Here is a 24,127-nt window from a genome sequence, read left to right on the forward strand (position 1 = left end):
CGATAAATAAAAAACAGGAAAAACAAATCTCCCAATTTGTCTTCCCTGTTAAAATCATTTTCAGAGACCCGTCCAAGTACAGTCATCTTTACCTGAGAATTTCATTTAATCTTCTGGGTATGTAAGATTAAATTTGTCCCTTCGGTCGCTTTTTATAAAGCAGTCTCCCATACTCTTCCCCCGGATTATTATATTTTCAGAAAATTGAAAAGTTAGCAATTTATCTTTTTATTTTTATAAATAGCTTTTTTCTATCTCTGTTGACTTAAGTATATAAACATTCTATAAAATTTGCAATAGTTTTTTTATATGTATTTTGTATACATTTTTACTTTTTTTTCCAAATGTTGATATTACATATTTCCTGTATTTTCTTTTTTTTTTAAGTACAAATCTTTTTTGGTTTATTATTTCATATTGATTAAAAACATAATCATTTTTGTAAGAAAGATATATTTTTTTAATTCTTAAGCTGGGAAAACAAATTTCTCATAATTTTTTACAAATTGATGTCATTTATTTCATCAAACCATGATTTCACATCACCTATAACAGATTTTATACAATCATTGTCAAATGGAGAATATAGATTTCCTATACTTACAATATCTAAAAATGACTTTGTTCCACCTACTTTACAGATGTTTATATAGTCATTCCATCCAGAGTCTTTGTCTTTAATCATTTTTTTCCAAAATTGTAATGCGCAAATTTGAGCTAATGCATAATCTATATAGTAAAAAGGATTTTTAAATATGTGACCTTGTTTAAACCACCAGCAACCTCGTTCTAAAAAAGAATTATCATCATACTTTCTATGTGGTAAGTATTTTTTCTCTAAAAACCTCCATATTTCTTTTCTTTTTGATTTGTCAATATTAGGATTTTTATAAATATAATGCTGAAATTCATCAACAACTACTCCATAAGGTATAAATTTAATTGCAGATGATAAATGAGTAAACTTGTATTTATCTGTGTCTTCCTTAAAAAATAACTCCATCCATGGCCATGTTATAAATTCCATACTCATTGAATGAATTTCGCAACTATCCAGTGTAGGAAAATTAATCTCTGGCATTTCAATCCATCTGGACATATACAATTGAAATGCATGACCTGCCTCATGTGTCAATACATCTATATCATCAGATGTTTGATTAAAGTTAGAAAAAATAAATGGCGACTTGTAGTCTGGTATATAAGTACAGTACCCACCAGCCCCTTTTCCTTTCTTTGTTTCTAAATCCATAAGTTCGTTTTCTAACATAAAATTAAAAAATTCACCAGTTTCTTTAGATAATTCAGCATACATTCTTTTTCCATTTTCAATTATGTATTCTGAATTGCCCTTTAACGTTGGATTTCCTGTTAAAAATTCTAAGCCTTCATCTATGTAACTCAAAGATTCTAGACCGGTTCTCTTAGCTTGCTTTTCATAAAGTTCATCAGCCAGTGGTACAATATATTTTAATACTTGTTTTCTAAAATTTTCAATCCTATCTTCTCTGTAGTTACTTCTCATCATTCTAATATATCCAAGCTCTACAAAGTTTTTAAAACCTAGTTTTTTTGCTATTTTATCTCTCAGTTTAACTAATTTATCAAATATATCATCAAATTTAGGTTCATTTTCTTCAAAGAAATTATAATATGCCTTATTCGCTAATTCCCTTGTTTTTCTAGACTTAGAACACATAAACATTCCCATTCCAGATAAGTTTCTCTCTTCTCCTTCAAACATTATCTGTGCAGATGCTAAAAGTTTAGTATACTCTGAACACAATTTATTTTCTTCTTGTAATTCCTTTATTATATCTTTAGAAAAACTTTTTAAAGAATAATCCACTATTGTAAAAAATTGTTCTCCAAATTCTTTTTTTAAATTAGATTTAAATTTAGAATTTACTATAACATTATAAAAATATGAATTTAATTCTTCATATAAAGGCATGTATTCGTCCCAATATTTTTTTTCCTCTTGATAGAGTTTATTAAGAGTATTTATACTGTATCTTATAGATGCTATGTTTGACAACGTTTCTATTTTATTTCTCAAAAAATTAATTTTATGTATATTTTCTTGTTGTTCATCATAACAACAAGAATTATCTATTTCCTCTACACACTTTAAAAACTCTTTTTTTATACTATCATAATTTGGTCTTTCATACTTAAACTCTGAAAACTTCATTTAAAACTCTCCTTTATAAATTTTGTTCTTTATTTATAAATATAGTTTTATATGCATTACATGCTATTATTTACATGTATTACATACTACTATGACTTTATAAATTATTATTTTGAGTAATATTTACATTATAATCATGTTGAATAATAACATGTGATTATTGTAATTACAATATTTTATAGAATAAAATTAATTACTATACAAACTTTAATAAAGCTTTCATATAAAACTATTAACCTTTATAGTATAAGCTTATCTCTACATCAAAATGCAAACGATGCCATTTTTTATAGTTAACTTTTATACACTCATAAAAGATACAATTTTACATAAGTATGTTATATAAGTAATAATTTTATCAAAAAATTAATACTATTAAACTTTCTAAATTGCTTATCTCTTGGTATAATAATATACACATTAAATTTTCTACTGAAATTTTGTTCAACACTAGTTGTGTCAACGTTTTCATTAGGAAATTGAGGATATAAATTACTGGAGGTTGATATGTACAAATTAATCGCACTAGATATTGATGGAACAATATTAAATACAAAAAGAAAAGTTACTCCTGAAGTATTTGAATCTATTCAAGAAGCAAAGAAAGCTGGAGCTAAAGTAGTTATAACAACAGGTAGACCCCTTCCTGGTGTCAAAGGACTTTTAAATCAATTAAATCTAACAGATGAAGGTGATTATGTTATATGCTTCAATGGAGCTATGATTCAAGAGGTTAAAAGTGAAAAAATAATACATAATGTAGAGATGACTTTAGACGACTTTGATTTTATATACAACAATGTTTGCAAAAAATATAATACCAAAATACACATAAATACCATGACAAATTTAGTTACTCCAAACGAAATTCCTGGTAAGTACACACTTCATGAAGCTAAATTGAATGATATAGAAGTTAAATATATACATAAAGATAAAATTGATAAATCTATTAAAATCTGTAAGGTTATGATAGTTGATGAACCAGAAAGATTAGAAGAAATTATAAAACAACTTCCTAAGAATTTATTCAATAGATATACTATAGTAAGGTCTGCTCCCTTTTATTTAGAATTTTTAGGTAAAACTACTAATAAGGGTACTGCACTTCAAACATTATGTAATAATCTAAATATACCTATAGAAAATGCTATTGCTGTTGGTGATGAAGAAAATGACCAACATATGATAAAATATGCAGGGCTTGGTGTGGCTATGGGAAATGCACGTAGTAGCATAAAAGAAATTGCTGATTATGTTACTGATACCAACAATGAAAATGGAGTTGCAAAGGTTATAAACAAATATATACTTAATAAAGCTATCTAAATATCTATAAAAACTAAAAATATCCCTTTAGATTTAAATCCATCTCATATATATGTTAAATACTAATAGTGTATATTGTATGGATATTTTGTCTAAAGGATATTTTTAGTTTTTGATAGGTACATTCCTATACTAATACTTTTTGTTCAAGTTTAAATATTTTATACGATTCTACTATTGCTTCATTAATGTCCAAGCAATATATATCTTCATCATCTGATAATCCAGCTTCTTTTGTCCATGCATCAAAATCATTCTTCGTCCAGAAGAAATTCATTACATTTCAGCAACTTGCTGCCCAATTTGAATGCTTATCAAGGTTTATATGAAGCACTCTTAAATCTGGATTGTTTACATATTCAATTTTTTCATCTTTTATAAATATTTCTATTTCTTTACCTGTGGCACTACAAATAGAATTTATTCTTACATCTTGATTAAATGTGCAAGAAGTTCCTATTGCATCTATAGCACACATTGCACTGAAGCTTCTATTATCACTTAATGTAACTTTATGATTAGTAGGTAATGCTGATACTGGATATATAAAATTTATGCTATCTCCATCAACAACCATTATATTTTTATCAATAAAATGGTTCAGTGTAGTTTCTAGATATTCTTTTTCTAAGCTTAAATTTATACTTATATGTTCAATTACTTCTTTAAGTGTAACACTAGAACAATTATCTATTATCATATCCATAATAGATATTCTTATCTTTCGTTGTGTGTCATTTAAACTATTGTATTTTTCTATTTGACTCATTTCTACTCCTCTTTAAACATCATAACATTTTGACAAAATGTCAGTTAATTTATTCTTATATTCTTCATATTCTTGGCTCCCTCTAGCCCTAGGTCTTGGAATGTCTATATTTATATCGTCAAGAATTCTTCCCTTATCCCTTGACATTACTATAACTCTATCACTCATATATACAGCTTCATCAACATCATGAGTTACCATTAATGCAGTTATTTTCTTTTTTGTCCATATTCTTTCAAGTTCTTCTTGTAAGTTTTGTCTCATTTGAAAATCAACTGCTCCTAGTGGTTCATCCATTAATAATACTTCAGGATTACAGGCTAAAGCTCTTATCATAGCAACTCTTTGTTTCATTCCTCCAGACAATTGATGAGGAAACAGATTTTCTTTCCCTTTTAAATCAGACATAACCAAAAGCTCTTCCAACATTTCTTCTCTCTTTTCTTTCGGTATTTTCTGCTGTTTCATAGGAAATAAAACATTGCCCCTTATAGTCTTCCAAGGAAATAGAGCGTAGTTTTGAAATATGAAAGCTCTATCTATACCTGGTTTTTTAACTATTTTATCATTTATAAAGACATCTCCACTTTCTGCCTTTTGAAATCCACCTATTATAGTAAGTAAAGTTGTTTTTCCACATCCTGAGGGTCCTAAAAGACAAACAAATTGACCATTTTCTATATCTATACTTATATCTTCCAAAACCTTTGTATGTATTTTGCTATTTACAAATGTTTTATTTATATCTCTCACACTTAATTTCATTAATCTGCAAACCTCCATCTACAAAGGATTTTATTTATAAATTTTAGTACTCTATCTATTATAAATCCTATTAAAGCTGCAAATATCATAAGCCCAATTAATACATCTGTATGCATCAATGTCTGAGCTTGTACCATGGAGTAACCGAGACCGGCACTCGTAGCTATGAACTCGGCTCAGATAACAGACATACATCCTGTACTTATGGCAATTCTTGAACCAGTCAATATATCTGGAAGAGATGCTGGTACTATTACATTTGCAAATATTACAATTGGCGATGCCCCCATACTTCTAGCTGCATTATAATAATCCTTTGATATTGCTCTTACACCTTGAATAGTATTTAAAATTATAGGAAAAACTCCTGAAAAAGCTATTAAAAATATTGTTGGACCATCCCCTATACCAAACCATACTATTGTAAGAGGAACCCACGCCATTATAGGAACTTGTCTTACAGAATCTACTACTGGAGATAAAAGCTTTTCAAAAGTCTTAGAAAATCCCATAATAAATCCTATTGGAAGTCCAAACAATAATGCATACATAAATCCTTTAAGCACTCTTTGCAATGTTATAAACAGATTAGTCACTGTCTCTACATCTGTCACACAGTAAAAGAAACCTTTTATTACATCTACTGGCATTGGGAGTAATAAAGAACTCCCTATATCTTTTGCTGCAAAATGCCAGACTAAAAATATACTAACTAAAAGTATTATTTTATATAAAATGTCCATACTACTTTTAGATTTTTTCTTAGCTATTGTATCTCCTCTATCTTTAGAAATTTTAATTTCCAACTTCTTATTTCCTCCATATCTATATTTCTTATATTCTTATACTCTTTTAATGCTTTTTTAAATATAGTTTCTTTCCTTAAATTATCAACACTTTTATTGTATAGTTTTATAAAATCACTATACGACTTGCTTTTCTCAAACTCCTTATTCACAACTAATACATAGGTATCATAGTCACCTAATTTAGCTGTAGATTTTTTTTCGCCTTCTAATCCAATTGCTTTTATACAGTCTATTACAACACCATCTACTAAATTACTTTCTAGCCCATATGCTAGTGCTGTCCCTAATAATGGAGAAACTTTTATATTTTCATAGTATTTTTTTACTAATTCAGATTGATAATTTCTATTTTGAATTATTCCTATTTTTTGAGGATTGTTCTTCTTTAATAAAAATATATCTGAATTTTGAACTACTGTACCAACAATTTCAAACTCACTAGTTGCATTTATATACTGTTTTGCTGCATCTTTACATATGATTGCTATATCTATTTCCTCTGAACTCAGAGCCCATTGCATTGTACTTGCTCAGCAATCATTAATTGTAAAAGTCTCCATTACATCACTTACTTTTATGCTTTCAAAGTAATCTTTGTTTATCATATAATTTATTACAAAACCAGAGGTATCATCAGATACCCCTATTCTTAATTTTCCTTTTATTTCTTCTTTATCTTCAAAATTAAAAAATATTATAAATATACTTCCTAAAATAATGACAAAAAGTATTATTATATTTTTTATTCTCTCCATTTATTTATAATACCTTTGCTTTCCAATCTTCATAACTCATACCTTCTGGAAATTTGAGATTAACTTTTTCTTTTATAAACTTATCAAAGTCGTCTGCCCCACAAGAATCTAATAAGCTTGTATCAATTGTATCTTCATATTTAGGTATCTCATCTAATGCCTTTAAATCTTTATACATTTGTAAATTGTTTTTGTATTCTTCTCCTGTAACTTTCCAAGTAAGCGTTCTACCTTCTCCAACTGTCTTTTTATAAATAGTTCTAAGTGCAACTTCTTCTTCTACATTATAATATTTTGCAAATATTTTAGCTGCTTCTGCTGGATTTGTATATATATATTCTATTGCTTTAGTATGAGCTAAAACCAATTTTTTTGCTAAGTCTGGGTGCTCTTTTATAAAGTTTTTATTTAATGAGAATGAACAACAGTTATATTCTTTATTATTAGCTTTTTCTTTATATTGAGTTGATGCTATTATTTTTCCTACTCCATCATTTTCAGCTACAGAACCCCAAGGGTCACAAGATGTAAATGCTTGTATCTTTCCAGTTTTAAGAGCTAAATATTTATCTTTATCTGAATCCATATTTACAACTTCATATTTTGATGGGTCAGTTGGTAAACCTGTTTCTGGACCATAATCACTTATCCATAAGAAATCACTCATATCTGTTGCAATTTTTTTGCCCACTAAATCCTTAGGTTCTTTTATATCATTTGAAACTATTAAATATTCAGACCCACCAGTGTGATTATTTGCTGCTATTGTTATTGGTGAACCTTTAGGTATAGCTCCTACTAGACCCTTTGTTCCTATATAACCAGCATCCATCTTACCTGCTGCCATTGCTTCAGGAACTTTACCATTCCCAACAGTTTTTACATTAAGACCTAAATCTTTATATATTCCTGCTGCTTCTGCTACTGGTCCAGCTGTCATATGGTCACAATTATAATACCCTACTGTTATCGCATAATCATCTTTTCCAGCTTTTTTCCCCTCTTCCTTTGGTTTACTGCTACATCCAGTTAATATAGATGCCCCCACTGCACTAACTAAGATTAATGCTTGAATCTTTTTAGATACTTTCATTTCAATTTCCCCTCTTTTATGTATTATTTTTATTTTTAGCAACACTTGTCCATATCTTCTCCAAATAAATCGACAAGTTTTTTACCCTCTACTCTATAAATAGCGTATCCTACATTGCCATTTTTAGAACCTGACACTATTACTTCTATTGGTGGCTTCTCATCAATATTTTTAAAAGTTATAGTTTGATTCTCTATAGGTGCTGGTATTGGTTTTGTTATATAATGGCTCTCGTCATCAGAAACTACCACTGCCATTTCATTTGAATTATTACCTTTTTTATATATAACTACTAAATCTTTTTTTCCATCATTATTTAAGTCTTCTTCAGCACAGGTTATTATATCTTCCTTATGATTTTTCTTGAAATATGTTAATGTTTCTTGATTTACATTTGGAATAGAGTCATTTTGTTTAAGGTTATCATCTACTACCCTTGATAAGACTATTAATGCAATTACTACACATGATATTATAACTACCTTTTTAAGCATGATTTCCTATGACCTCTTTCATCTTTGGTATTACTGCTTTAAGTGCAAATAAAATAATCAAAATAGTGCATATATATTCAAAACTATCTGGTATATTTAACATTAGTTTATTTGCTAATTGTATTGAAGAATTTGTTGTCTCTAAATTCACAGTATTGTTGTTTGCCAAAAGTAAATTGGTTATATAACCTATTATTATTGAACAGAGTGTTAGTGTAACTGAATATATAACAACAGTTCTTTTTCCAATAAGTTTACACATACTTATAAGTTCTGGTAAGTTTGTCGCTGCACCAGCTATCAAAAATGTTATCGCTATCCCAGGAGATGCTCCACTTGCAACAAGGGCTGCTATAAATGGAATATGTCCTACAGCACATACATACATAACACATGCAAGTATTGATATACTTCCAAGAGATAGTAAACCTGGATTTCCTAAGTATTTTTGAATTATACTATTTGGAAAAATTGTTGTTATAAATCCCGCAAAAAGCATTCCCATTATTACATATTTACTAATAGTAAGTGCTAACTCTCCAAAGGACCATTTAAGCCCATCAACCATATTTTCTATAAAGCTTCTCTTTTCTTCTTCTAATTCTATAGCTTCTTCATCTGAGTCATTTTGCAAAAATAATTCTTCTTTTCCAAAGGTATTCCCCAAAACTCCTACTAAAAATGGTACTAAAAATCCAGATATAAGATAAATGATTGTAATTTTAGGTCCCAAAAGACCTAAACAAAGAACTACAGCTATTGGATTTATTATTGGAGTTGATGTCATAAAGGCAAGTACTGGCCCTAAGTATACTCCGGAATAGTACATACTTATGCCCAATGGTATTACGCCACAACTACAAATTGGTAAAAACATTCCTGAAATAGTGCTTTTAATCAGAGAAGAAAACTTCTTATTTCCAAGTTGCTTTTGAAACCTTTTTGGTGTTAAAACATTGTGAAGAACTCCTGCCAATATAAAACTTATCATAAGCCATCCTGATGCTCCATTTAGTGTAACTATAGAAGCTACCACAGTGTTTTTCACTCCACTTAAAACAATTTCTAATATATTCATTTTTACTGCTCCTAATTTTTAAACTTTTAACTATTATTTATAGCTTCTACTATTGCCTTTTCAATGGTATCTTTGTTTAATCTATCATACTTCTTTTTTTGGTTTATTATTAAGGTTCCTTTTGTTATGATTCCATACTTCTTGACATATGAGAAATCTTTACCTGCTTGGTAAAGTTTTACTTCTAACTTGTCAGTATACTTCTCAGAAATTTTTTTTATAAACACTCCATGCTCATCACAAGATGGTCAAGTATTTATGAATTCAACTAAAATTTTAGACATTTGTTCATCCCCTACTCTAAACAATTTATCTTTTACTTAAAATAATCCACAGAAAAATTTTTTCTATGGATTGTATTCCGCAAGATTTTATAATGTTATAACTTGGTCTACACCTGCACCACCTAAACAAGCATATAAATTTGGGAAACATCCAATTGTAGCTCCATCGACCAAATTATCCTCTATCCCTCTTTCTATAGCACACTGGTCACAAGCCATTATTATCATATCTGTCTTTTCATGTAATTTACTTAATCTTTCTCCCACTGGGTTACCTTTAGACAAAAATAAGGTATTATCCATAAAGAAAAACATACCTAGGACATCTACTCCATGAGTTCCTTGTTCTAATTGTGGTATTATCATTTTGTCTAGAATTTTATGTGCGTTAGTACTACTAAAAATATAAGCTACTTTCATTTTTATTCCCCCTATACTTTTTTATCTAAATTTTATACAAAATTTTACATATGTAATTATATTATAAGTTTATTCGTATTTATCTGTAAAATAGATAATAACAATATTATCCAATAGAAATATAGTATTTTTCTATATTTATTTAATTATTTTTTGATTATTTCATCATTTTGGTTAACTTTAATAAATAAAAAATAGATTACTTAAATTTATCTAGCTTATTTAAGTAATCTATTTTAATTATTTATCACATTATTAAATTAAATCTGTTCAATACTTTTTTATTAAATTTATTTTAGTCCTGTCTTATATATTTCTTAAGTTTTTCATACTTATATCAAGTGCTTTCACTGAGTGTGTAAGCGCTCCCACAGAGACAACATCAACACCAATTTTTCCTATAGATTCTATTGTATCTAAATTTACATTTCCAGAAAACTCTACAACTGCTCTCCCATTTATCATTTCTATAGCCTTTTTTGCTGTCTCCAAATTCATATTATCTAACATTATTATATCTGCTTTAGCTTCTATAGCTTCTTTTACCATTTCTAGAGTTTCCACTTCTACCTCTATTTTTCTAACAAAAGATGTGTTTTTTCTAGCTAATTCAACTGCGTTTTTGACGCCACCTGCAGCTCCAATATGATTATCTTTAAGTAATATTCCATCAGATAAATTAAACCTATGATTGCATCCTCCACCTACTTTTACAGAATATTTGTCTAAAATTCTAAGATTAGGTATTGTTTTTCTACTATCCAATAGTTTAGTATTTGTACCTTCAAGTTTTTCCACATACATACTTGTAGCAGTAGCTATTCCGCTCATTCTTTGTAAATAATTTAACGCTACACGTTCTCCCACAAGTAAGTTTCTAGTATTTCCAGTTAATACAGCTATCTTTTCTGCATTATTTACCCTATCGCCATCATTTTTATACAAATCTACCTCTACATCTCCAAGTATTTCAAAAACCCTTTTAAACACACCTAAACCCGCTATTATACCATCTTGTTTACAAATTAAATCTACAGTAGACTTAGAATTTTCATCTACAATAGAATTAGTTGTTATATCCTCACTTGGAACATCTTCTATTAAAGCATCTTGTATCATTTTATCAATAATCAAATAATTCATCGCCAAAATCCTCACTTGTTCTTTCTATTTCTTTTATAACTAATATTTTATTCTCTTCCTTTATTTTTTCTACATCCACCTCTATATTTGATACTTCTATAAACTTCACTTCTATACTACCTATAACTGAGTTTATATTTTTAGCTGCTCTTTTTGAAAATACAAGACCTTCAAGTAGTGAATTACTTGCTAGTCGATTAGCTCCATGAACACCTGTACAACTAATTTCACCCACTGCATATAGGTTCTCCATAGATGTTTTTGAATCTAAATCAACATGTATCCCTCCCATAAAATAATGTTGTGCAGGAGATACTTTTATATATTCTTTGGTTATATCTGTTCCTCTATTTAAACATTCATTGTATATAAAAGAAAATCTATTGATTAAATATTCACTATCTAAGTGTGTTGCATCTAAATATACATAAGGCAAATCATCTTTTTCCATTTGTTCAAAAATAGCTTTTGAAACTACATCTCTTGGAAGAAGTTCATCTACAAATCTTTTTTTGTTTTTGTTTAAAAGTTTAGCCCCTTCTCCTCTCAAAGATTCAGATATAAGCATCCTTCTACCTTCACTATTTTCTTCATAGAAAGCTGTTGGGTGTATTTGAATATATTCTAAATTTTCTATTTTAATATTATTTCTTAATGCTATAGCAATTCCATCTCCTGTAAGGTGTCTTTGATTCGTAGAATTTTTAAAAAGTCCACCAATTCCACCTGTAGCTAAAACTACTACCTTTGAAAAGATATGAATTTCTTTTTGAGACTTAAAAATTCTAGCTCCTATACACTTATTACCATCTTTTAATATATCTAAAAGATAAGCATCTTCTATAAGAGTTATATTTTCCCTAGTTTTAGCTTCTTTTAATAGAGTCTTAAAAACAACTTCTCCTGTATTATCTTTGCTATGAACTATTCTATTTACGCTATGAGCTCCCTCTCTTGTATAGTCTATCTCTCCATTTTCTTTGTCTAAAGGCATACCATAGTCTACTATTTGACCTACATTTTCTATAGATTCATCTGCAAGAACTTTGACTGCTTCAACCCTATTTTTATACTGACCAGCCTTCATTGTATCTTCTACAAAAGATTCTATATCATCAATATTTCTAGCAGTTGAAATTCCTCCTTGTGCAAGATATGTATTGTTGTTTTCAATTGTAGATTTTGATACTACTAACACATTTAAATTTTTATCCAAATTTAATGCACAATATAGTCCCGAAACACCACTTCCAATTATTAAAACATCCTGTTCTAAATTCATAAGTCTATCCCTCTATCCTTCTGCTAATCTGTGCATATTAAGCAGTGAATTTAAAGCCTTTTCCATAATTTCATCTTCTACAATAACTTCGTTTTCCATATTTTTAAGAGTACTATACAAATTCTCTAATGTTGTTTTTTTCATATCTGTACATAGTATTCTTCCACCAGGAATATAAAAATTTTTATTAGGATTGTTTTTCTTTAATTCATGTAAGATACCCTCTTCAGTTGCTATTATAAAATCTGTATTTTTGCTGTTAGTAGCATATTTTATTATTCCTGATGTACTACCTACATAATCACCTAAGTCTCTTATTTCTTTTTTACATTCTGGATGTACCAATACTTCTGCATCTTTATACTTTTCTTTTAATTCAATTATTTCTGCAACTTTTATATTGTTGTGATATTTACAATATCCATCCCAAAATATAAATTCTTTATTAGGGAATTTTTCTGCAATATATCCTCCTAGGTTCTTGTCTGGGAGGAATATAATTTCTTTATTATCTATGTTTTCTAATATTTTAATTGCACTAGATGATGTAACTGAAACATCACAATGTGCTTTAACTTTAGCTGTAGAGTTTATATAACATACAACCAAAGCATTTGGATACTGTTGTTTTAGTTTTATCACGCCTTCTTCATCTACCATATCTGCCATAGCACATCCAGCGTTACTTACTGGCATCAATACAGTTTTTTCAGGTGATAATATCTTAGCACTTTCTCCCATAAATCTCACACCACAAAATACAACCACTTCTTCTTTACAATCTCTAGCAATTTCACTTAAGTAATACGAATCTCCAACTGCATCTGCTAATTCTTGTATTTCTGGTGGTTGATAAAAATGAGCAAGTATTATTGCATTTTTTTCTTTCTTTAGCTCTTTGATTTGATATGTTAAATCTTTATCCATAATTGCACCGCTTTCTATATGTACTAGTGTATATACACCTGTAAATTCATTATATCACTTGACTATTTTTTCTTCAAGAATTTTAGACCTCTTAATATTGTTAAGATATAGACACTTACACTATCAATTAATTTATCATTTTTTTACCTCTATTTAAATTATTTTTTTTGTATTTTTTAATTTTTTGTAGAATATTATCAGAATATTTTTTATATTCTTTCTTGTTATAATATTGAATTTTTTTCCAAATACCTGTATACTAAGTGCATGATTATGTATATGTATTTATTTCTGAAATTATATTAGTTTTAATACTTTATAGAATTTGTAAGTGTTTTAAGTATAAAATCTTATAAAAACTTACACATTCAGACAATATGTATACAGAATCCAAAAAATTTTATAAATGGGGTGATGTTATGACAACATTCTTAATTGGTTTGGCTATTTTACTAATAGGAGGTGCTTTATACGGCGCTTATTGTGAAAAGGTATTTGGCCCAGATGACAGAAAAACACCTGCACTTGCTCAGAGTGATGGAGTAGACTATGTTCCAATGAAAAAATGGAAAAATAGTCTTATTGAGTTGCTTAATATAGCTGGTACAGGACCGATTTTAGGACCTATACAAGGTATTTTATTTGGTCCAATTGCGTTTATACTAATTCCTATTGGTTGTGTATTAGGAGGAGCTTTACATGACTATATGAGTGGAATGATTAGTATAAGAGAAAAAGGAGCACAGATGCCTTCTCTTATCAGCAGATTTTTAGGTAATAAGGTCTTTCAAGTTTATAATATCTTCCTTTGCTTATTAATGCTTTTGGTTGGTGCAGTTTTTATTTATACACCTGGAGATTTGGTAGTTACTCAAATTCTAAATATGAAATCAACTATCAATAATCCAGTCGTTTGGATAGTTTATGGAATCATCTTTGTATATTATTTATGTGCAACACTATTTCCAATTGATAAAATAATAGGAAAAATATATCCAATATTTGGAGCCATTCTACTTTTATCTGCTGCTGGTGTTGGAATTGGAATATTTACACAGGGTTATGACTTAGCCAATTTAAGCCTAGCAAATTGGAAAGGTATCCATCCTAATGGAATTCCTCTTATCCCTACATTCTTTGTTACAGTTGCTTGTGGTATTGTTTCTGGATTCCACTCAACTCAAGCTACTCTTATAGCAAGATCAGTTTCAAATGAAAAAGAAGGTAGAAGCACTTTTTATAATATGATGATTTTGGAAGGTTTAATTGCCATGATTTGGGCGGCAGCTGCTATGGGTATTTACAATAAAGGAATACCTAGTGAATTAATAGGTTCTCCTGATGTAATAGGTTTAGTTGCTAGAGACTTACTTGGTTCTGTTGGTGGTATTATAGCTATAATAGGTGTTATTGTTTTACCAATAACTTCTGGAGATACAGCTTTAAGATCTTTAAGATTAATGCTTGCAGATTATTTCCATTATGACCAAAAAGAAAAGAAACATCGTGTTATATTATCAATCTGTATATTTATTCCTGTTATAGCCATCCTTATATTTGCAAAACTTAGCACTTCTGGATTTAATATATTATGGAGATATTTCTCTTGGAGTAACCAAACTATTGCTATATTCGCCTTTGCTATGATTACAGTTTATCTTATAATAAAAGAAAAAAATTATATCATAAGCTTAATCCCAGGTATGTTTTATTCTTTTGTAATTTCTAGTTATATATTCAATGCTCAAATTGGATTTAACTTAAGTATAAATATATCATATATTTTAGCTACCATTTTTACTGTTTTGTATGCTGTTTTAACTGTATACTATGGCAGAAAACTAAAAAGCAAAACGGATACAAATCTAGCTAGCTAAATATAAATATTATTAGATTTTTATTAAAACTTTTAATTTTAAATAACTCAATAAAAAGAGGCTGTCTCAAAATAGAGATTAGCCTCTTTCTTATTAAATACATTAATAAATAAACAGCCACCTTTTATTGGAATATTTATCCTATATATTTAATATAAATAAATAAAAGATTTAAAATAATCTACATTTTTTATATACTCAAAATAATTTTTTGGAGGAATACTTATGAATAATAAATTACATGAACTAGAAAAAAATTTACCAGAAACATCTTGTTCTTTTTGTACACACCTTTCATTGAAGGGGCCTAGCCTAGATTACAGATATGATATTAAATGTGTTATTTCAGATACCAAACCTGATTTTAGAGGATGTTGTGAATATTTTGAGCCAGAATATACAGACTTAAATACAGGAGATTTAGACAATCTATACATAAACTTTCTTGAGACATGCCTTAAGGTAAACTATAATGATTATATTAATTCTATGTACTGGAAGTTGTTTAGAGAAAGAACTTTACTAGAGAACAACTTTAAATGTTCTATATGTGGTTCAACTGAAAATATTGATGTGTATCATATTAATAAAAATTTAGGAAGAGAAACTTCTGAAGATATAATTGTTAAATGTAAGAAATGTAATTGTAAATAAGTGTATAAAATTCAAATAACTTCACATAATAAGTTTAAATAAAAAACTTAGGAGGTTATTTATGAAAAATAATAATTTAAATTGTGATGCTACTAACTGTGCTTATAATACTAGTGGATATTGTTATGCTGGTAGCATAAAAGTAGATGGAATGCAAGCAACTACTACAGGAAATACTTACTGTGCTTCTTTTGAAGACAAATATACATCTGGTATAACTAGTCGTTCTAATGACACTAACCAAGTTGATACAGATAATATTCATTGTGAAGCTGTAAAATGTAAATACAACAAGAATGAACTTTGCAAGGCTGAAAAAGTTCATATAAACTCAGGAAATGCAAGCTGTGAAACTTTTGAAATGAAATAATTTCATTGATACTTAACTATTTAGTATTTATAAAAAATAAAATGGAACCTATAAAACAGATACCTTTTAAAAGATATCTATTATAGGTTCTTTTTTACAATTAAAGCATTATGTATTAGGAAGTAAATGTAATTATAAGTTATCATCTTGAACTAAATTTTACACCAAATATATCCATAAGAAACATAAATATTGGAACTCCAATTAATAATCCCCATACACCTAAATAATGCTCTCCTACAAGTAAAATAATGAAAACAAAACAAACTGGAAGTTTTGTTCTATTTGACATCAACTTAGGATTTAATATATATGTTTCCACTGCATGCACTATACAAATCATGGCCAAAACGCCAAATACTTTTGCTATTCCTCCTATATTAAGGGCTATTACTGTTAATGGAATTAAAGACACTATAACTCCAGCTACTGGAATAAGACCCAAAACAAAAATCATAAGCCCTAAAGCCCATATTTGAGGAAAACCCATAAATCCTAAAAAAATCATAGAAACAATAGAATTTATAAATGCAATCATTACTTGTACTTTCATTACATCACCAAAATTTTTCACAAAACTTTTTCCAAAAAATACAAGAGAATTATAGATGAAAGAAATTTTACTTTCTGCAAGTTTATTTCCAAATTTTTTAATATCATTTTTTTCAAGTAAAAGCAGTAAACTAAGTAAAAAAGCTAGTAATATATTTATCCCAAAACTTCCAACTTTAGTTGCTGCTGATGCTATTAACAATCCTGCCTGTGAAATATATTTATTAAAATCCAACTTTGAAACAATAGGATAAATCTTTGGCCCTAAAGATTGAGCAAATTGATTTACATCAAAATTACTTAAAATCCTGCTTAACTCTGTAAGTTGAACTATAATTATTGGCACAACTGCATAACTAATTAGTACTAATAATATAGCAAATAACGAATATAATACTATAATTATTAATGAATCAGGAACATAGAAAGAAAATAATTTCCTAATTCTTTTTCTTATGGAAACTAATAAATTATAAAAAACAAAAGTCATTATAAATGTTAAAAGCACCATATTTAACATATACCAAAATGTAATTAAAATAATCACTACCACAGATATAGAAACAATCTTATATTTTGAACTATCGGGTGTCAATTCTTTATTATTCTCCACAGCGTAATCCTCCCCAGATTTTTACTACTTAACAATCAAACTTATTACTCTAATTCTAAAATCTAATTAGGAGAACATTAAAAATAATGCATTAATTCTTCCTAATACAACATTAAATTTTAGAGAAGATAATTTTAGATAATACATACTTATATCTAATTCTGCCTACATTATATATTTAAATCATTATTATCTATATCAGATAGTAAATCATATATCTCTGGATATTCAAAAAATAAGCCCTTTTTTAATAATTGTCTTATTTCACCTGTACTTACCCATTTTATATCACTTACTTCTTCTTTTTGTAAAATTGCATTTGATACATCATACTCTTTTTTAACTAAATATACATCCCATAAAGTATCTCCATGAATCATACTTCTAAAAATCTTTATCTCATCTTTGGATATATCAATTCCTATTTCTTCCTTAGCCTCACGAATTGCACCATCTAAACTTTCTTCTCCAGAAACAATACATCCAGTTGTCATCCCCCATATATTTGGCAGTGTCTTTTTATTTTCAGACCTTTTCTGAATTAAAACCTGAAAATTACTATTTACAATCCACACTTCAACTGCTAAATGATAATATCCTTCTTCAATAGAATTATCTCGCTCTATAACATTTCCTGTTTTAATTCCATCAGCATTATACAAATCCCATAATTCCACTTTCAAATCTCCTTACTTTCCTTATAAAGTTAACTAAAATATAGATACATTTTAGTATAATTAATTTTGTTCATTTTTTATTACAATGCTTGATTTACATTTATGTTCATCATTTTTCTTTTCTTTCCACTCTTTTATATCATCTATAATGAATCTATGTTTAAGAGATTTTGTATCAAATTTAAACATTCTAAACACTATTTGTAATACATACCCTAAACCTAAAGCACTTACAAGTGTACCAATTCCTACAGAACCACCTAATAACCAACCAGCAACGAGTGCTAATATTTCAAGAACTGTTCTAACAAGACGTACAGACCTATTAGTTTTTTTCTGAAGAGCAATCATAAGACCATCTCTTGGCCCACTTCCAAGGCAAACTCCTAAATACAAAAAACTAGCTATAGCAGCTAAGATGATTCCTATAACAACCATGAATACTCCTATATAAGTATTACTTGCATGAGGTATCACACCTGAAAATATTACTAAATCAATGAAAATTCCTATAAATGTCATATTTAGCAATGTACCCCATCCTATATTTTCACCAAAAACTGCATCCAATATAACGATTATAACACCTACCAATATGGACGCCTGACCTATAGTTATACCTAATTTTATAGATAAACCTTGATGAAGCACATCCCAAGGCATAAGACCAACATGTGCATTAACCATAAGCACAGAAGAAATTGCAAATATAAAAAAACCTGAAAACAACCTTATCATACTTTTTAAATTAATTTTTCCCATTAAAAATCACTCCTCATAATAATAATAACAATAAATACCAATAAAATATATATATAAGTACAAAGTTTTACAAAATTTTTCATCATTTTAATATAGAATTTCAATCATAAAAAAAGTGGCAATCCATATTTTACACGTCTTCACCTATATTCTAAGCTTTAGTGTAAAAATAGATATACCACTTTTCTAATATTTAAACATTTTTAGTTAATTTAATTAATTTTCACTATAAATTCTAGCTTCTTCTTCTCCATTTAGCACTCTAAGAGTTCCAAAAGCAAGTGATTCTAACTCATTTTCTCCTGCCATAATTTCTACTGGAGCTATAAATTCAACTCTCTTTTTAACCATTGAAGTAAACATTTCAGAATATGCAATTCCACCTGTTATAATTATAGCATCAACTTTTCCATCTACTACAGTTGCTAATTCTCCAATTCCTTTTGCCAATTGATATGCCATTGCCTCATAAATAATTTTGGCTTCTTCATTTCCTTCTGCTATCATCTTTTCAACTTCTCTAGCATCTACAGTATTTAAATATGAAACTATACCACCTTTACCTCTTATCTTTTTAGTCATTTCTCTTTCTGAGCATTGACCTGAATAACAAGCAGCTACTAATTTTGTAGCAGGAACTCTTCCTGATCTTTCTGGTGAAAATGGCCCTTCATCATCAGATAACATATCAACCATTCTTCCTTTTTCATGAAGATAAATACTTACTCCTCCACCAATATGAGCTACTATTAAGTTTAAACTCTTGTAATCTTTACCTCTATCTTTAGCATATTTTAAAGCCATTGCTCTAGTATTTAATGCATGCCCTGCACTTGCTCTATCCATTCCACAAAGCCCAGATACTCTTGCTATATCTATAAGTTCGTCTACTGCAACAGAATCATAGATATATGAATTTATTCCAAGTGGTTCTGATATTGCATGTGCAACAACTGCTCCTAAATTTGAAGCATGCTCAAGTACTGGTCTATATTTAAGTACATCAATCATTTCTTCATTTACTAAATATGCCCCTGATTTTACTGGTGGTAAAACTCCACCTCTTCCAACTATTGCACTAAGAGATTTTAAATCTATATTGTTTTCTTCAAGAATACTTAAAACTGCCTCTTTACGCATTTCAAATTGGTCTTGAATTGTATTATATTTTGCAATCTCCTCTGCTGGGTGGTCTATCGTCTTCACAAGAATTTGTTCTTCTCCATCATATACTCCTATTTTTGTAGAAGTAGAACCTGGATTTATGGCTAATATTCTATAAGTCATACTTTTCTTCCTTTCGCATTAATTTCTATAGTTTATCTTATATATATTATAAACTATTTGCCAACCATTTCCATACCTTCATGGAAAGCTTTTATATTTAACTCGACAAATTTTGGTTTAACATTTTCACTTATAATTTTTTCCCAGTCAATAGACTCTAGTTCCATAGATTTAACTAGACATCCTAATAAAATAACATTCATTATCTTTGCATTTCCTAATTCTTCAGCTTTATCTGCTGCATTTATCACTTTTGCATTTAATCTATTTAATTCTGCATCTATATCATTTTCTTGATATTCAGCTCCTCCGATTAAAACAGTCATAGAGTCTATTCTATGATTATTTACTAAAGCTTTTCCTTCTGGCTTTAGATAATTAAACCATCTTAAAGCCTCCATCTTTTCAAAAGATACTAAAATGTCTGCTCCTCCAATTTCTATAACTGGAGAATGAACACAATCTCCATATCTAACTTGTGAAGAAACTGAACCTCCTCTTTGGCTCATACCATGTATCTCACTCATTTTTACATCATATCCAGCTTCCATCAATCCCATAGTTAATAATTTACTAGCAAGTATAGTTCCTTGACCTCCTACACCTACCAAAAGTATACTCTTAGTCATATTATTTTTCCTCCTTAACTATTGCTTGTTTTGGACAAACTTGTGAACATACTCCACATCCTACACACTGATTTCTATCTATATTTGATAATTTATTTTCTTTATCAAATGATAGTGCTGGACATCCAGTTTTTAAGCATAATTTACATCCTATACACTTATCATGGTCAACCTTACACTTAGTTTTAAATGGATTATCAAACTCTTCTATATCTTCTTTAGAGAATTTTTTAAGTACACATGGCCATCTTGTGATTATTACAGATGGTTCATCTTCTATAGCCAAAGCCCAATCTAATGCTTCATTTACTTCTTTTAGATTATTAGGGTCTATAACTCTTACATGTTCTATTCCACAAGCTTTGACTAATCCTTCTATGTCAACATCTTTAGTTTTATCACCTTGTAAAGTATATCCTGAACCTGGATTTTCTTGATGTCCTGTCATTCCAGTTATTCTATTGTCTAATATTACTGATATAGAATTACCTCTATTGTAAACTACATCTAAAAGACCATTTATTCCTGTATGGAAGAAAGTTGAATCTCCAAGTACACCTACTAATCTCTTTTCATTTCCTTCTTTCATGTTAAGAACTTTTTGAGCACCATGTGCAGTTCCAAAGGCAGAACCCATACAAACAACATAATCTATTCCATTATATGGAGGAGCAAATCCAAGAGTATAACATCCTATATCTCCACCAACTATTAAATTTTTTCTCTTTCCAAGTTCATAGAAGAATCCTCTATGTGGACATCCTGCACAGAAACTTGGTGGTCTTGGTGTTACTAATTCAGTTTTATATTCTATAGTGTCATTTGTTTTTCCAAATATAGCTTTTCTTAAAACATCTGGTGTCATTTCTCCATATGGAGGTATTACATCTTTTCCAATACAATCTATTCCATACGCTTTTATTTGTTCTTCTATAAATGGGTCGTTTTCTTCTATTACATATATTTTATCTACTTTGTCTGCAAATTCTTTTATTTTTTCATAAGGTAATGGATTTGTAAATCCTAACTTCATATATGATGCATTTTTTTCAAATACTTCTTTAGCAAAATTACAACACATACCTGAAGCTATAACACCTATTTTTGTATCATTTATTTCATAGTAGTTTAAGTCAGTTTCATTTGAGAATTTTTTAAGAGTTTCCATTCTCTCTTCAACAACGCCTCTTCTTATTTGAGCATTTGCTGGAACAGTAACCATTTTTTTAGCATTTTTCACATACTCTTTAATTTCAACTTCTTCTCTATCATAACACTCTACTAAACCTTTTGAGTGACAGAGTCTTGTTGTAACTCTATATAAAACTGGTGTATCATATTTTTCACTTACTTCAAAAGCTTCTTTTATCATATCTTTAGCTTCTTGGCTAGTTGATGGTTCAAATAAAGGTATCTTTGCAAACTTTGCATACATTCTATTGTCTTGTTCATTTTGAGATGAATGCATTCCCGGTTCATCTGCAGTAATAAGTACCATACCACCATTTACGCCTGTATATGCATAAGTAAATATTGGATCCGCTGCAACATTTACACCAACATGTTTCATAGAAGCCATAGTTCTTGCTCCTGCAATTGAACCCCCTATAGCAGCCTCAAGTGCTACCTTTTCGTTTGGAGCCCATTCTGCAACTATTGCATCTTTATATGTTGCTAAATTTTCTAGTATTTCTGTACTTGGAGTACCTGGATATGCAGATGCATATTTAACACCAGCCTCATAGGCTCCACGTGCAATTGCCTCATTACCTGTCATCAATTGTTTCATATAAAATTCCCTCCATCTACAATTATTAAATTCATAGTCCACCCAATTTGTTCAATGAAATTAATTATTTATTTTTACTTCTAAACTTTCAAGTGCTTCTTTTATAATACTTGGTGCTTTCTTACATTTTTCTTCTGAAACTGCACAAACTGCAAATCTTAATCCCATCTTCAATGGAATTGCAAATACATTGTGTTTAGTTAATTCTTCACATACTTCTCTTGGATTATCACATGGTATACTTACAAAGAAACCTGCTATATATGGAAGAATTTCTAATCCTACTCTTTCAGCTTCTTTTACAAATACATCTGCTCTTCTAGTCAGCATTTTTTTGTATACTTCTTTTTCCTCCTCATATTCTTTGAATTTTTTAGGGTCATTTACAATATTAGATAGAACTGCCATAGCACTTCTATTGCAATTTGACCAGTTTGCTCTACATGAATGAACACATGAATAATGGAACTCTTCTGCTACATCTTCATTTGAAGATATACAAATTATAGCTCCCATTCTCATTCCATAAGCTGTAAATCCTTTTGACATACTAAAACCAACTAATATAAGAACGTTTTCAGGCAAGTTAGAAAATTTCTTAAAGAATTTTCTACATACATCATCATCACCTGCAAAGTCAATATATGCTGAATCTACGAAAAATATTATCTTTTTGTCTTTATCTTGTGCAACTTCTTTTGATAAGTCTAATATTTTATCCCACTCATCATCTGCAACACTATATCCTGTTGGATTGTGAGCTGGTGTATTTATAATTGTAAAAACTCTTCCTTGTTTTTCTGCTATATTCACAAAATTTTCTTTGAATGAATCAAAATTAAATTTTCTATTTTCATCAAACAATTGGTAGTTTACTACTTTTCTATTAGCTTCTTCAGCTATACTAACATATGGACTCCAAAACCAATCAGATGTTAACACTTCATCACCTTCATTTGTATAATTCCATACAGCTAGTTTTATTGCACCACTTCCTCCCGGTGAAGCTAATACTCTTATATGTCCTTCTGGTAAGTAATCTCTAAAAAATACTTTTTTAACTGCTTCTAAGTAGTCTGGCTGACCTTCAAGGGCTGCATATGCACCTATATCACAGTTATCTAATGCTTTATATTCATCATATACAGTTTTCATTGTTATTAATTTTCCTGAGTCATCCATTAGAGCGCCTATTGTTGCATTTATTACATTATCCATACCTAAAGCTTTTTCTGCTGCTTGAGCTCTTCCAGATAAGCTAAATATAACATCATTTTCTTTTGGCCACATTGCATGCTTACCAACCATACTTTGACTCATACCATCACCCCTAAAATTGTATTTACTCTCACATTTATATTAAGCAATTAGCATGCCAACAAATTTAACTTTATGTAAAACTACTTTTGTTTAGAATTCTGATTTTTTTCACTACTAAAATTAAGTGTTTAAGTTATTTTTCTTACAAATCTATGTACTTGTCTGAAAAAATAAAATTCTACAAAAAAATAATGTTAATTTTTCTTAACATTCGTTTTGAAAAATTAACATCACTTCAAAATAATTTATATGTAA

At 29.0% G+C, this 24,127-nt stretch carries 24 protein-coding genes and 1 riboswitch; of the genes, 4 read left to right on the plus strand and 20 right to left on the minus strand.

Annotated features, from left to right (window positions below; translation table 11 throughout):
- Nucleotides 1-69: 69 nt before the first annotated feature.
- Nucleotides 70-180: riboswitch (glycine riboswitch) on the minus strand.
- Nucleotides 181-499: 319 nt separating this feature from the next.
- On the minus strand, nt 500-2,194 hold the full coding sequence (locus tag IC219_RS04765; RefSeq protein WP_227830717.1) for a M3 family oligoendopeptidase: 1,695 nt from the start codon (nt 2,192-2,194) through the stop codon (nt 500-502).
- 507 nt (nt 2,195-2,701) lie between these two features.
- On the opposite strand from IC219_RS04765, the gene yidA reads away from it, so the two are divergent.
- Nucleotides 2,702-3,523, plus strand: coding sequence for a sugar-phosphatase (gene yidA, locus IC219_RS04770; RefSeq protein ID WP_227432677.1), 822 nt, complete (start codon nt 2,702-2,704; stop codon nt 3,521-3,523).
- Nucleotides 3,524-3,650: 127 nt separating this feature from the next.
- Here yidA and saoL read toward each other — a convergent pair whose 3' ends face one another.
- The 12 genes from saoL to nadA all read right to left on the minus strand — a co-directional run bounded on the left by saoL (nt 3,651) and on the right by nadA (nt 13,342).
- Nucleotides 3,651-4,292 (minus strand): MerB-like organometallic lyase SaoL, encoded by a 642-nt coding sequence (gene saoL, locus IC219_RS04780; protein WP_255606497.1) that lies wholly within the window; start codon nt 4,290-4,292, stop codon nt 3,651-3,653.
- A gap of 12 nt (nt 4,293-4,304) precedes the next feature.
- The gene (saoA, locus tag IC219_RS04785; protein ID WP_227482806.1) at nt 4,305-5,057 is read right to left on the minus strand and encodes an ABC transporter ATP-binding protein SaoA; all 753 of its coding nucleotides are present in this window, start codon (nt 5,055-5,057) and stop codon (nt 4,305-4,307) included.
- Nucleotides 5,057-5,863 (minus strand): ABC transporter permease subunit SaoP, encoded by an 807-nt coding sequence (gene saoP / locus IC219_RS04795; protein WP_255612855.1) that lies wholly within the window; start codon nt 5,861-5,863, stop codon nt 5,057-5,059. The genes saoA and saoP overlap by 1 nt, the downstream gene beginning before the upstream one ends.
- Nucleotides 5,824-6,621, minus strand: a complete 798-nt coding sequence (saoB, locus tag IC219_RS04800) for an ABC transporter substrate-binding (seleno)protein SaoB (protein ID WP_255612854.1) — start codon at nt 6,619-6,621, stop codon at nt 5,824-5,826. The genes saoP and saoB overlap by 40 nt, the downstream gene beginning before the upstream one ends.
- Before the next feature lie 4 nt (nt 6,622-6,625).
- Nucleotides 6,626-7,714: an ABC transporter substrate-binding subunit SaoX gene (gene saoX / locus IC219_RS04810; protein ID WP_227432670.1), complete on the minus strand. Its 1,089-nt coding sequence runs from the start codon at nt 7,712-7,714 to the stop codon at nt 6,626-6,628.
- Between the two features lie 35 nt (nt 7,715-7,749).
- A complete protein-coding gene (gene saoC, locus IC219_RS04815) occupies nt 7,750-8,208 on the minus strand; it encodes a Cys-Cys-COOH (seleno)protein SaoC (protein WP_227830719.1) in 459 nt (152 codons plus the stop codon).
- Nucleotides 8,201-9,286 carry an efflux transporter SaoE gene (gene saoE / locus IC219_RS04820; RefSeq protein WP_227830720.1) on the minus strand — a complete coding sequence of 362 codons (1,086 nt, stop codon included), beginning with the start codon at nt 9,284-9,286 and terminating at the stop codon, nt 8,201-8,203. Before saoE ends, saoC begins: the two co-directional genes overlap by 8 nt.
- A gap of 26 nt (nt 9,287-9,312) precedes the next feature.
- The gene (gene saoT, locus IC219_RS04825; protein WP_255612853.1) at nt 9,313-9,570 is read right to left on the minus strand and encodes a thioredoxin-like (seleno)protein SaoT; all 258 of its coding nucleotides are present in this window, start codon (nt 9,568-9,570) and stop codon (nt 9,313-9,315) included.
- 87 nt (nt 9,571-9,657) lie between these two features.
- Nucleotides 9,658-9,990, minus strand: coding sequence for a DsrE-related protein SaoD (gene saoD, locus IC219_RS04830; protein ID WP_227830721.1), 333 nt, complete (start codon nt 9,988-9,990; stop codon nt 9,658-9,660).
- Between the two features lie 306 nt (nt 9,991-10,296).
- Nucleotides 10,297-11,133, minus strand: coding sequence for a carboxylating nicotinate-nucleotide diphosphorylase (gene nadC / locus IC219_RS04835; protein WP_227830722.1), 837 nt, complete (start codon nt 11,131-11,133; stop codon nt 10,297-10,299).
- A complete protein-coding gene (locus IC219_RS04840) occupies nt 11,114-12,415 on the minus strand; it encodes an L-aspartate oxidase (protein WP_227830723.1) in 1,302 nt (433 codons plus the stop codon). Before IC219_RS04840 ends, nadC begins: the two co-directional genes overlap by 20 nt.
- A 12-nt stretch (nt 12,416-12,427) precedes the next feature.
- Entirely contained in the window at nt 12,428-13,342 is a 915-nt protein-coding gene (gene nadA / locus IC219_RS04845; RefSeq protein WP_227830724.1) for a quinolinate synthase NadA, read from the minus strand.
- A gap of 419 nt (nt 13,343-13,761) precedes the next feature.
- Between nadA and IC219_RS04850 the strand changes: the two genes are divergently transcribed.
- The 3 genes from IC219_RS04850 to IC219_RS04860 all read left to right on the plus strand — a co-directional run bounded on the left by IC219_RS04850 (nt 13,762) and on the right by IC219_RS04860 (nt 16,243).
- The gene (locus tag IC219_RS04850) at nt 13,762-15,219 is read left to right on the plus strand and encodes a carbon starvation protein A (protein ID WP_227432662.1); all 1,458 of its coding nucleotides are present in this window, start codon (nt 13,762-13,764) and stop codon (nt 15,217-15,219) included.
- Nucleotides 15,220-15,444: 225 nt separating this feature from the next.
- Complete coding sequence (locus tag IC219_RS04855; RefSeq protein WP_227432661.1) at nt 15,445-15,873, plus strand: hypothetical protein; 429 nt, start codon at nt 15,445-15,447, stop codon at nt 15,871-15,873.
- A 61-nt stretch (nt 15,874-15,934) separates the two neighbouring features.
- A complete protein-coding gene (locus IC219_RS04860) occupies nt 15,935-16,243 on the plus strand; it encodes a DUF1540 domain-containing protein (protein ID WP_021385244.1) in 309 nt (102 codons plus the stop codon).
- 142 nt (nt 16,244-16,385) lie between these two features.
- On the opposite strand, the gene IC219_RS04865 is transcribed toward IC219_RS04860, so the two are convergent.
- The 7 genes from IC219_RS04865 to IC219_RS04895 form a co-directional block, all read right to left on the minus strand.
- A complete protein-coding gene (locus tag IC219_RS04865; RefSeq protein ID WP_227432660.1) occupies nt 16,386-17,408 on the minus strand; it encodes an AI-2E family transporter in 1,023 nt (340 codons plus the stop codon).
- 170 nt (nt 17,409-17,578) lie between these two features.
- Entirely contained in the window at nt 17,579-18,085 is a 507-nt protein-coding gene (locus IC219_RS04870; protein ID WP_227432659.1) for an NUDIX hydrolase, read from the minus strand.
- Between the two features lie 60 nt (nt 18,086-18,145).
- Nucleotides 18,146-18,847, minus strand: a complete 702-nt coding sequence (locus IC219_RS04875; RefSeq protein ID WP_227432658.1) for a YczE/YyaS/YitT family protein — start codon at nt 18,845-18,847, stop codon at nt 18,146-18,148.
- A gap of 216 nt (nt 18,848-19,063) precedes the next feature.
- A complete protein-coding gene (gene buk / locus IC219_RS04880) occupies nt 19,064-20,134 on the minus strand; it encodes a butyrate kinase (protein ID WP_227830725.1) in 1,071 nt (356 codons plus the stop codon).
- A 53-nt stretch (nt 20,135-20,187) separates the two neighbouring features.
- Nucleotides 20,188-20,763 (minus strand): indolepyruvate oxidoreductase subunit beta, encoded by a 576-nt coding sequence (locus IC219_RS04885; protein WP_227432656.1) that lies wholly within the window; start codon nt 20,761-20,763, stop codon nt 20,188-20,190.
- 1 nt (nt 20,764) lies between these two features.
- Nucleotides 20,765-22,552, minus strand: a complete 1,788-nt coding sequence (iorA, locus tag IC219_RS04890; RefSeq protein WP_227830726.1) for an indolepyruvate ferredoxin oxidoreductase subunit alpha — start codon at nt 22,550-22,552, stop codon at nt 20,765-20,767.
- A gap of 60 nt (nt 22,553-22,612) precedes the next feature.
- Nucleotides 22,613-23,872 carry an aminotransferase class I/II-fold pyridoxal phosphate-dependent enzyme gene (locus IC219_RS04895; protein ID WP_227432654.1) on the minus strand — a complete coding sequence of 420 codons (1,260 nt, stop codon included), beginning with the start codon at nt 23,870-23,872 and terminating at the stop codon, nt 22,613-22,615.
- Between the last annotated feature and the right edge of the window lie 255 nt (nt 23,873-24,127).

This window comes from Clostridioides sp. ES-W-0018-02 (assembly GCF_020658175.1).
Classification (GTDB): domain Bacteria; phylum Bacillota; class Clostridia; order Peptostreptococcales; family Peptostreptococcaceae; genus Clostridioides.

Excerpts from the sequence above, each read along its gene's own strand:
- IC219_RS04765 (WP_227830717.1), bottom strand. The coding sequence starts at position 2,194 with ATGAAGTTTTCAGAGTTTAAGTATGAAAGACCAAATTATGATAGTATA.
- yidA (WP_227432677.1), top strand. The coding sequence starts at position 2,702 with ATGTACAAATTAATCGCACTAGATATTGATGGAACAATATTAAATACA.
- saoA (WP_227482806.1), bottom strand. The coding sequence starts at position 5,057 with ATGAAATTAAGTGTGAGAGATATAAATAAAACATTTGTAAATAGCAAA.
- saoX (WP_227432670.1), bottom strand. The coding sequence starts at position 7,714 with ATGAAAGTATCTAAAAAGATTCAAGCATTAATCTTAGTTAGTGCAGTG.
- saoC (WP_227830719.1), bottom strand. The coding sequence starts at position 8,208 with ATGCTTAAAAAGGTAGTTATAATATCATGTGTAGTAATTGCATTAATA.
- saoE (WP_227830720.1), bottom strand. The coding sequence starts at position 9,286 with ATGAATATATTAGAAATTGTTTTAAGTGGAGTGAAAAACACTGTGGTA.
- saoD (WP_227830721.1), bottom strand. The coding sequence starts at position 9,990 with ATGAAAGTAGCTTATATTTTTAGTAGTACTAACGCACATAAAATTCTA.
- nadC (WP_227830722.1), bottom strand. The coding sequence starts at position 11,133 with ATGAATTATTTGATTATTGATAAAATGATACAAGATGCTTTAATAGAA.
- IC219_RS04840 (WP_227830723.1), bottom strand. The coding sequence starts at position 12,415 with ATGAATTTAGAACAGGATGTTTTAATAATTGGAAGTGGTGTTTCGGGA.
- nadA (WP_227830724.1), bottom strand. The coding sequence starts at position 13,342 with ATGGATAAAGATTTAACATATCAAATCAAAGAGCTAAAGAAAGAAAAA.
- IC219_RS04850 (WP_227432662.1), top strand. The coding sequence starts at position 13,762 with ATGACAACATTCTTAATTGGTTTGGCTATTTTACTAATAGGAGGTGCT.
- IC219_RS04855 (WP_227432661.1), top strand. The coding sequence starts at position 15,445 with ATGAATAATAAATTACATGAACTAGAAAAAAATTTACCAGAAACATCT.
- IC219_RS04860 (WP_021385244.1), top strand. The coding sequence starts at position 15,935 with ATGAAAAATAATAATTTAAATTGTGATGCTACTAACTGTGCTTATAAT.
- IC219_RS04875 (WP_227432658.1), bottom strand. The coding sequence starts at position 18,847 with ATGGGAAAAATTAATTTAAAAAGTATGATAAGGTTGTTTTCAGGTTTT.
- buk (WP_227830725.1), bottom strand. The coding sequence starts at position 20,134 with ATGACTTATAGAATATTAGCCATAAATCCAGGTTCTACTTCTACAAAA.
- IC219_RS04885 (WP_227432656.1), bottom strand. The coding sequence starts at position 20,763 with ATGACTAAGAGTATACTTTTGGTAGGTGTAGGAGGTCAAGGAACTATA.
- iorA (WP_227830726.1), bottom strand. The coding sequence starts at position 22,552 with ATGAAACAATTGATGACAGGTAATGAGGCAATTGCACGTGGAGCCTAT.
- IC219_RS04895 (WP_227432654.1), bottom strand. The coding sequence starts at position 23,872 with ATGAGTCAAAGTATGGTTGGTAAGCATGCAATGTGGCCAAAAGAAAAT.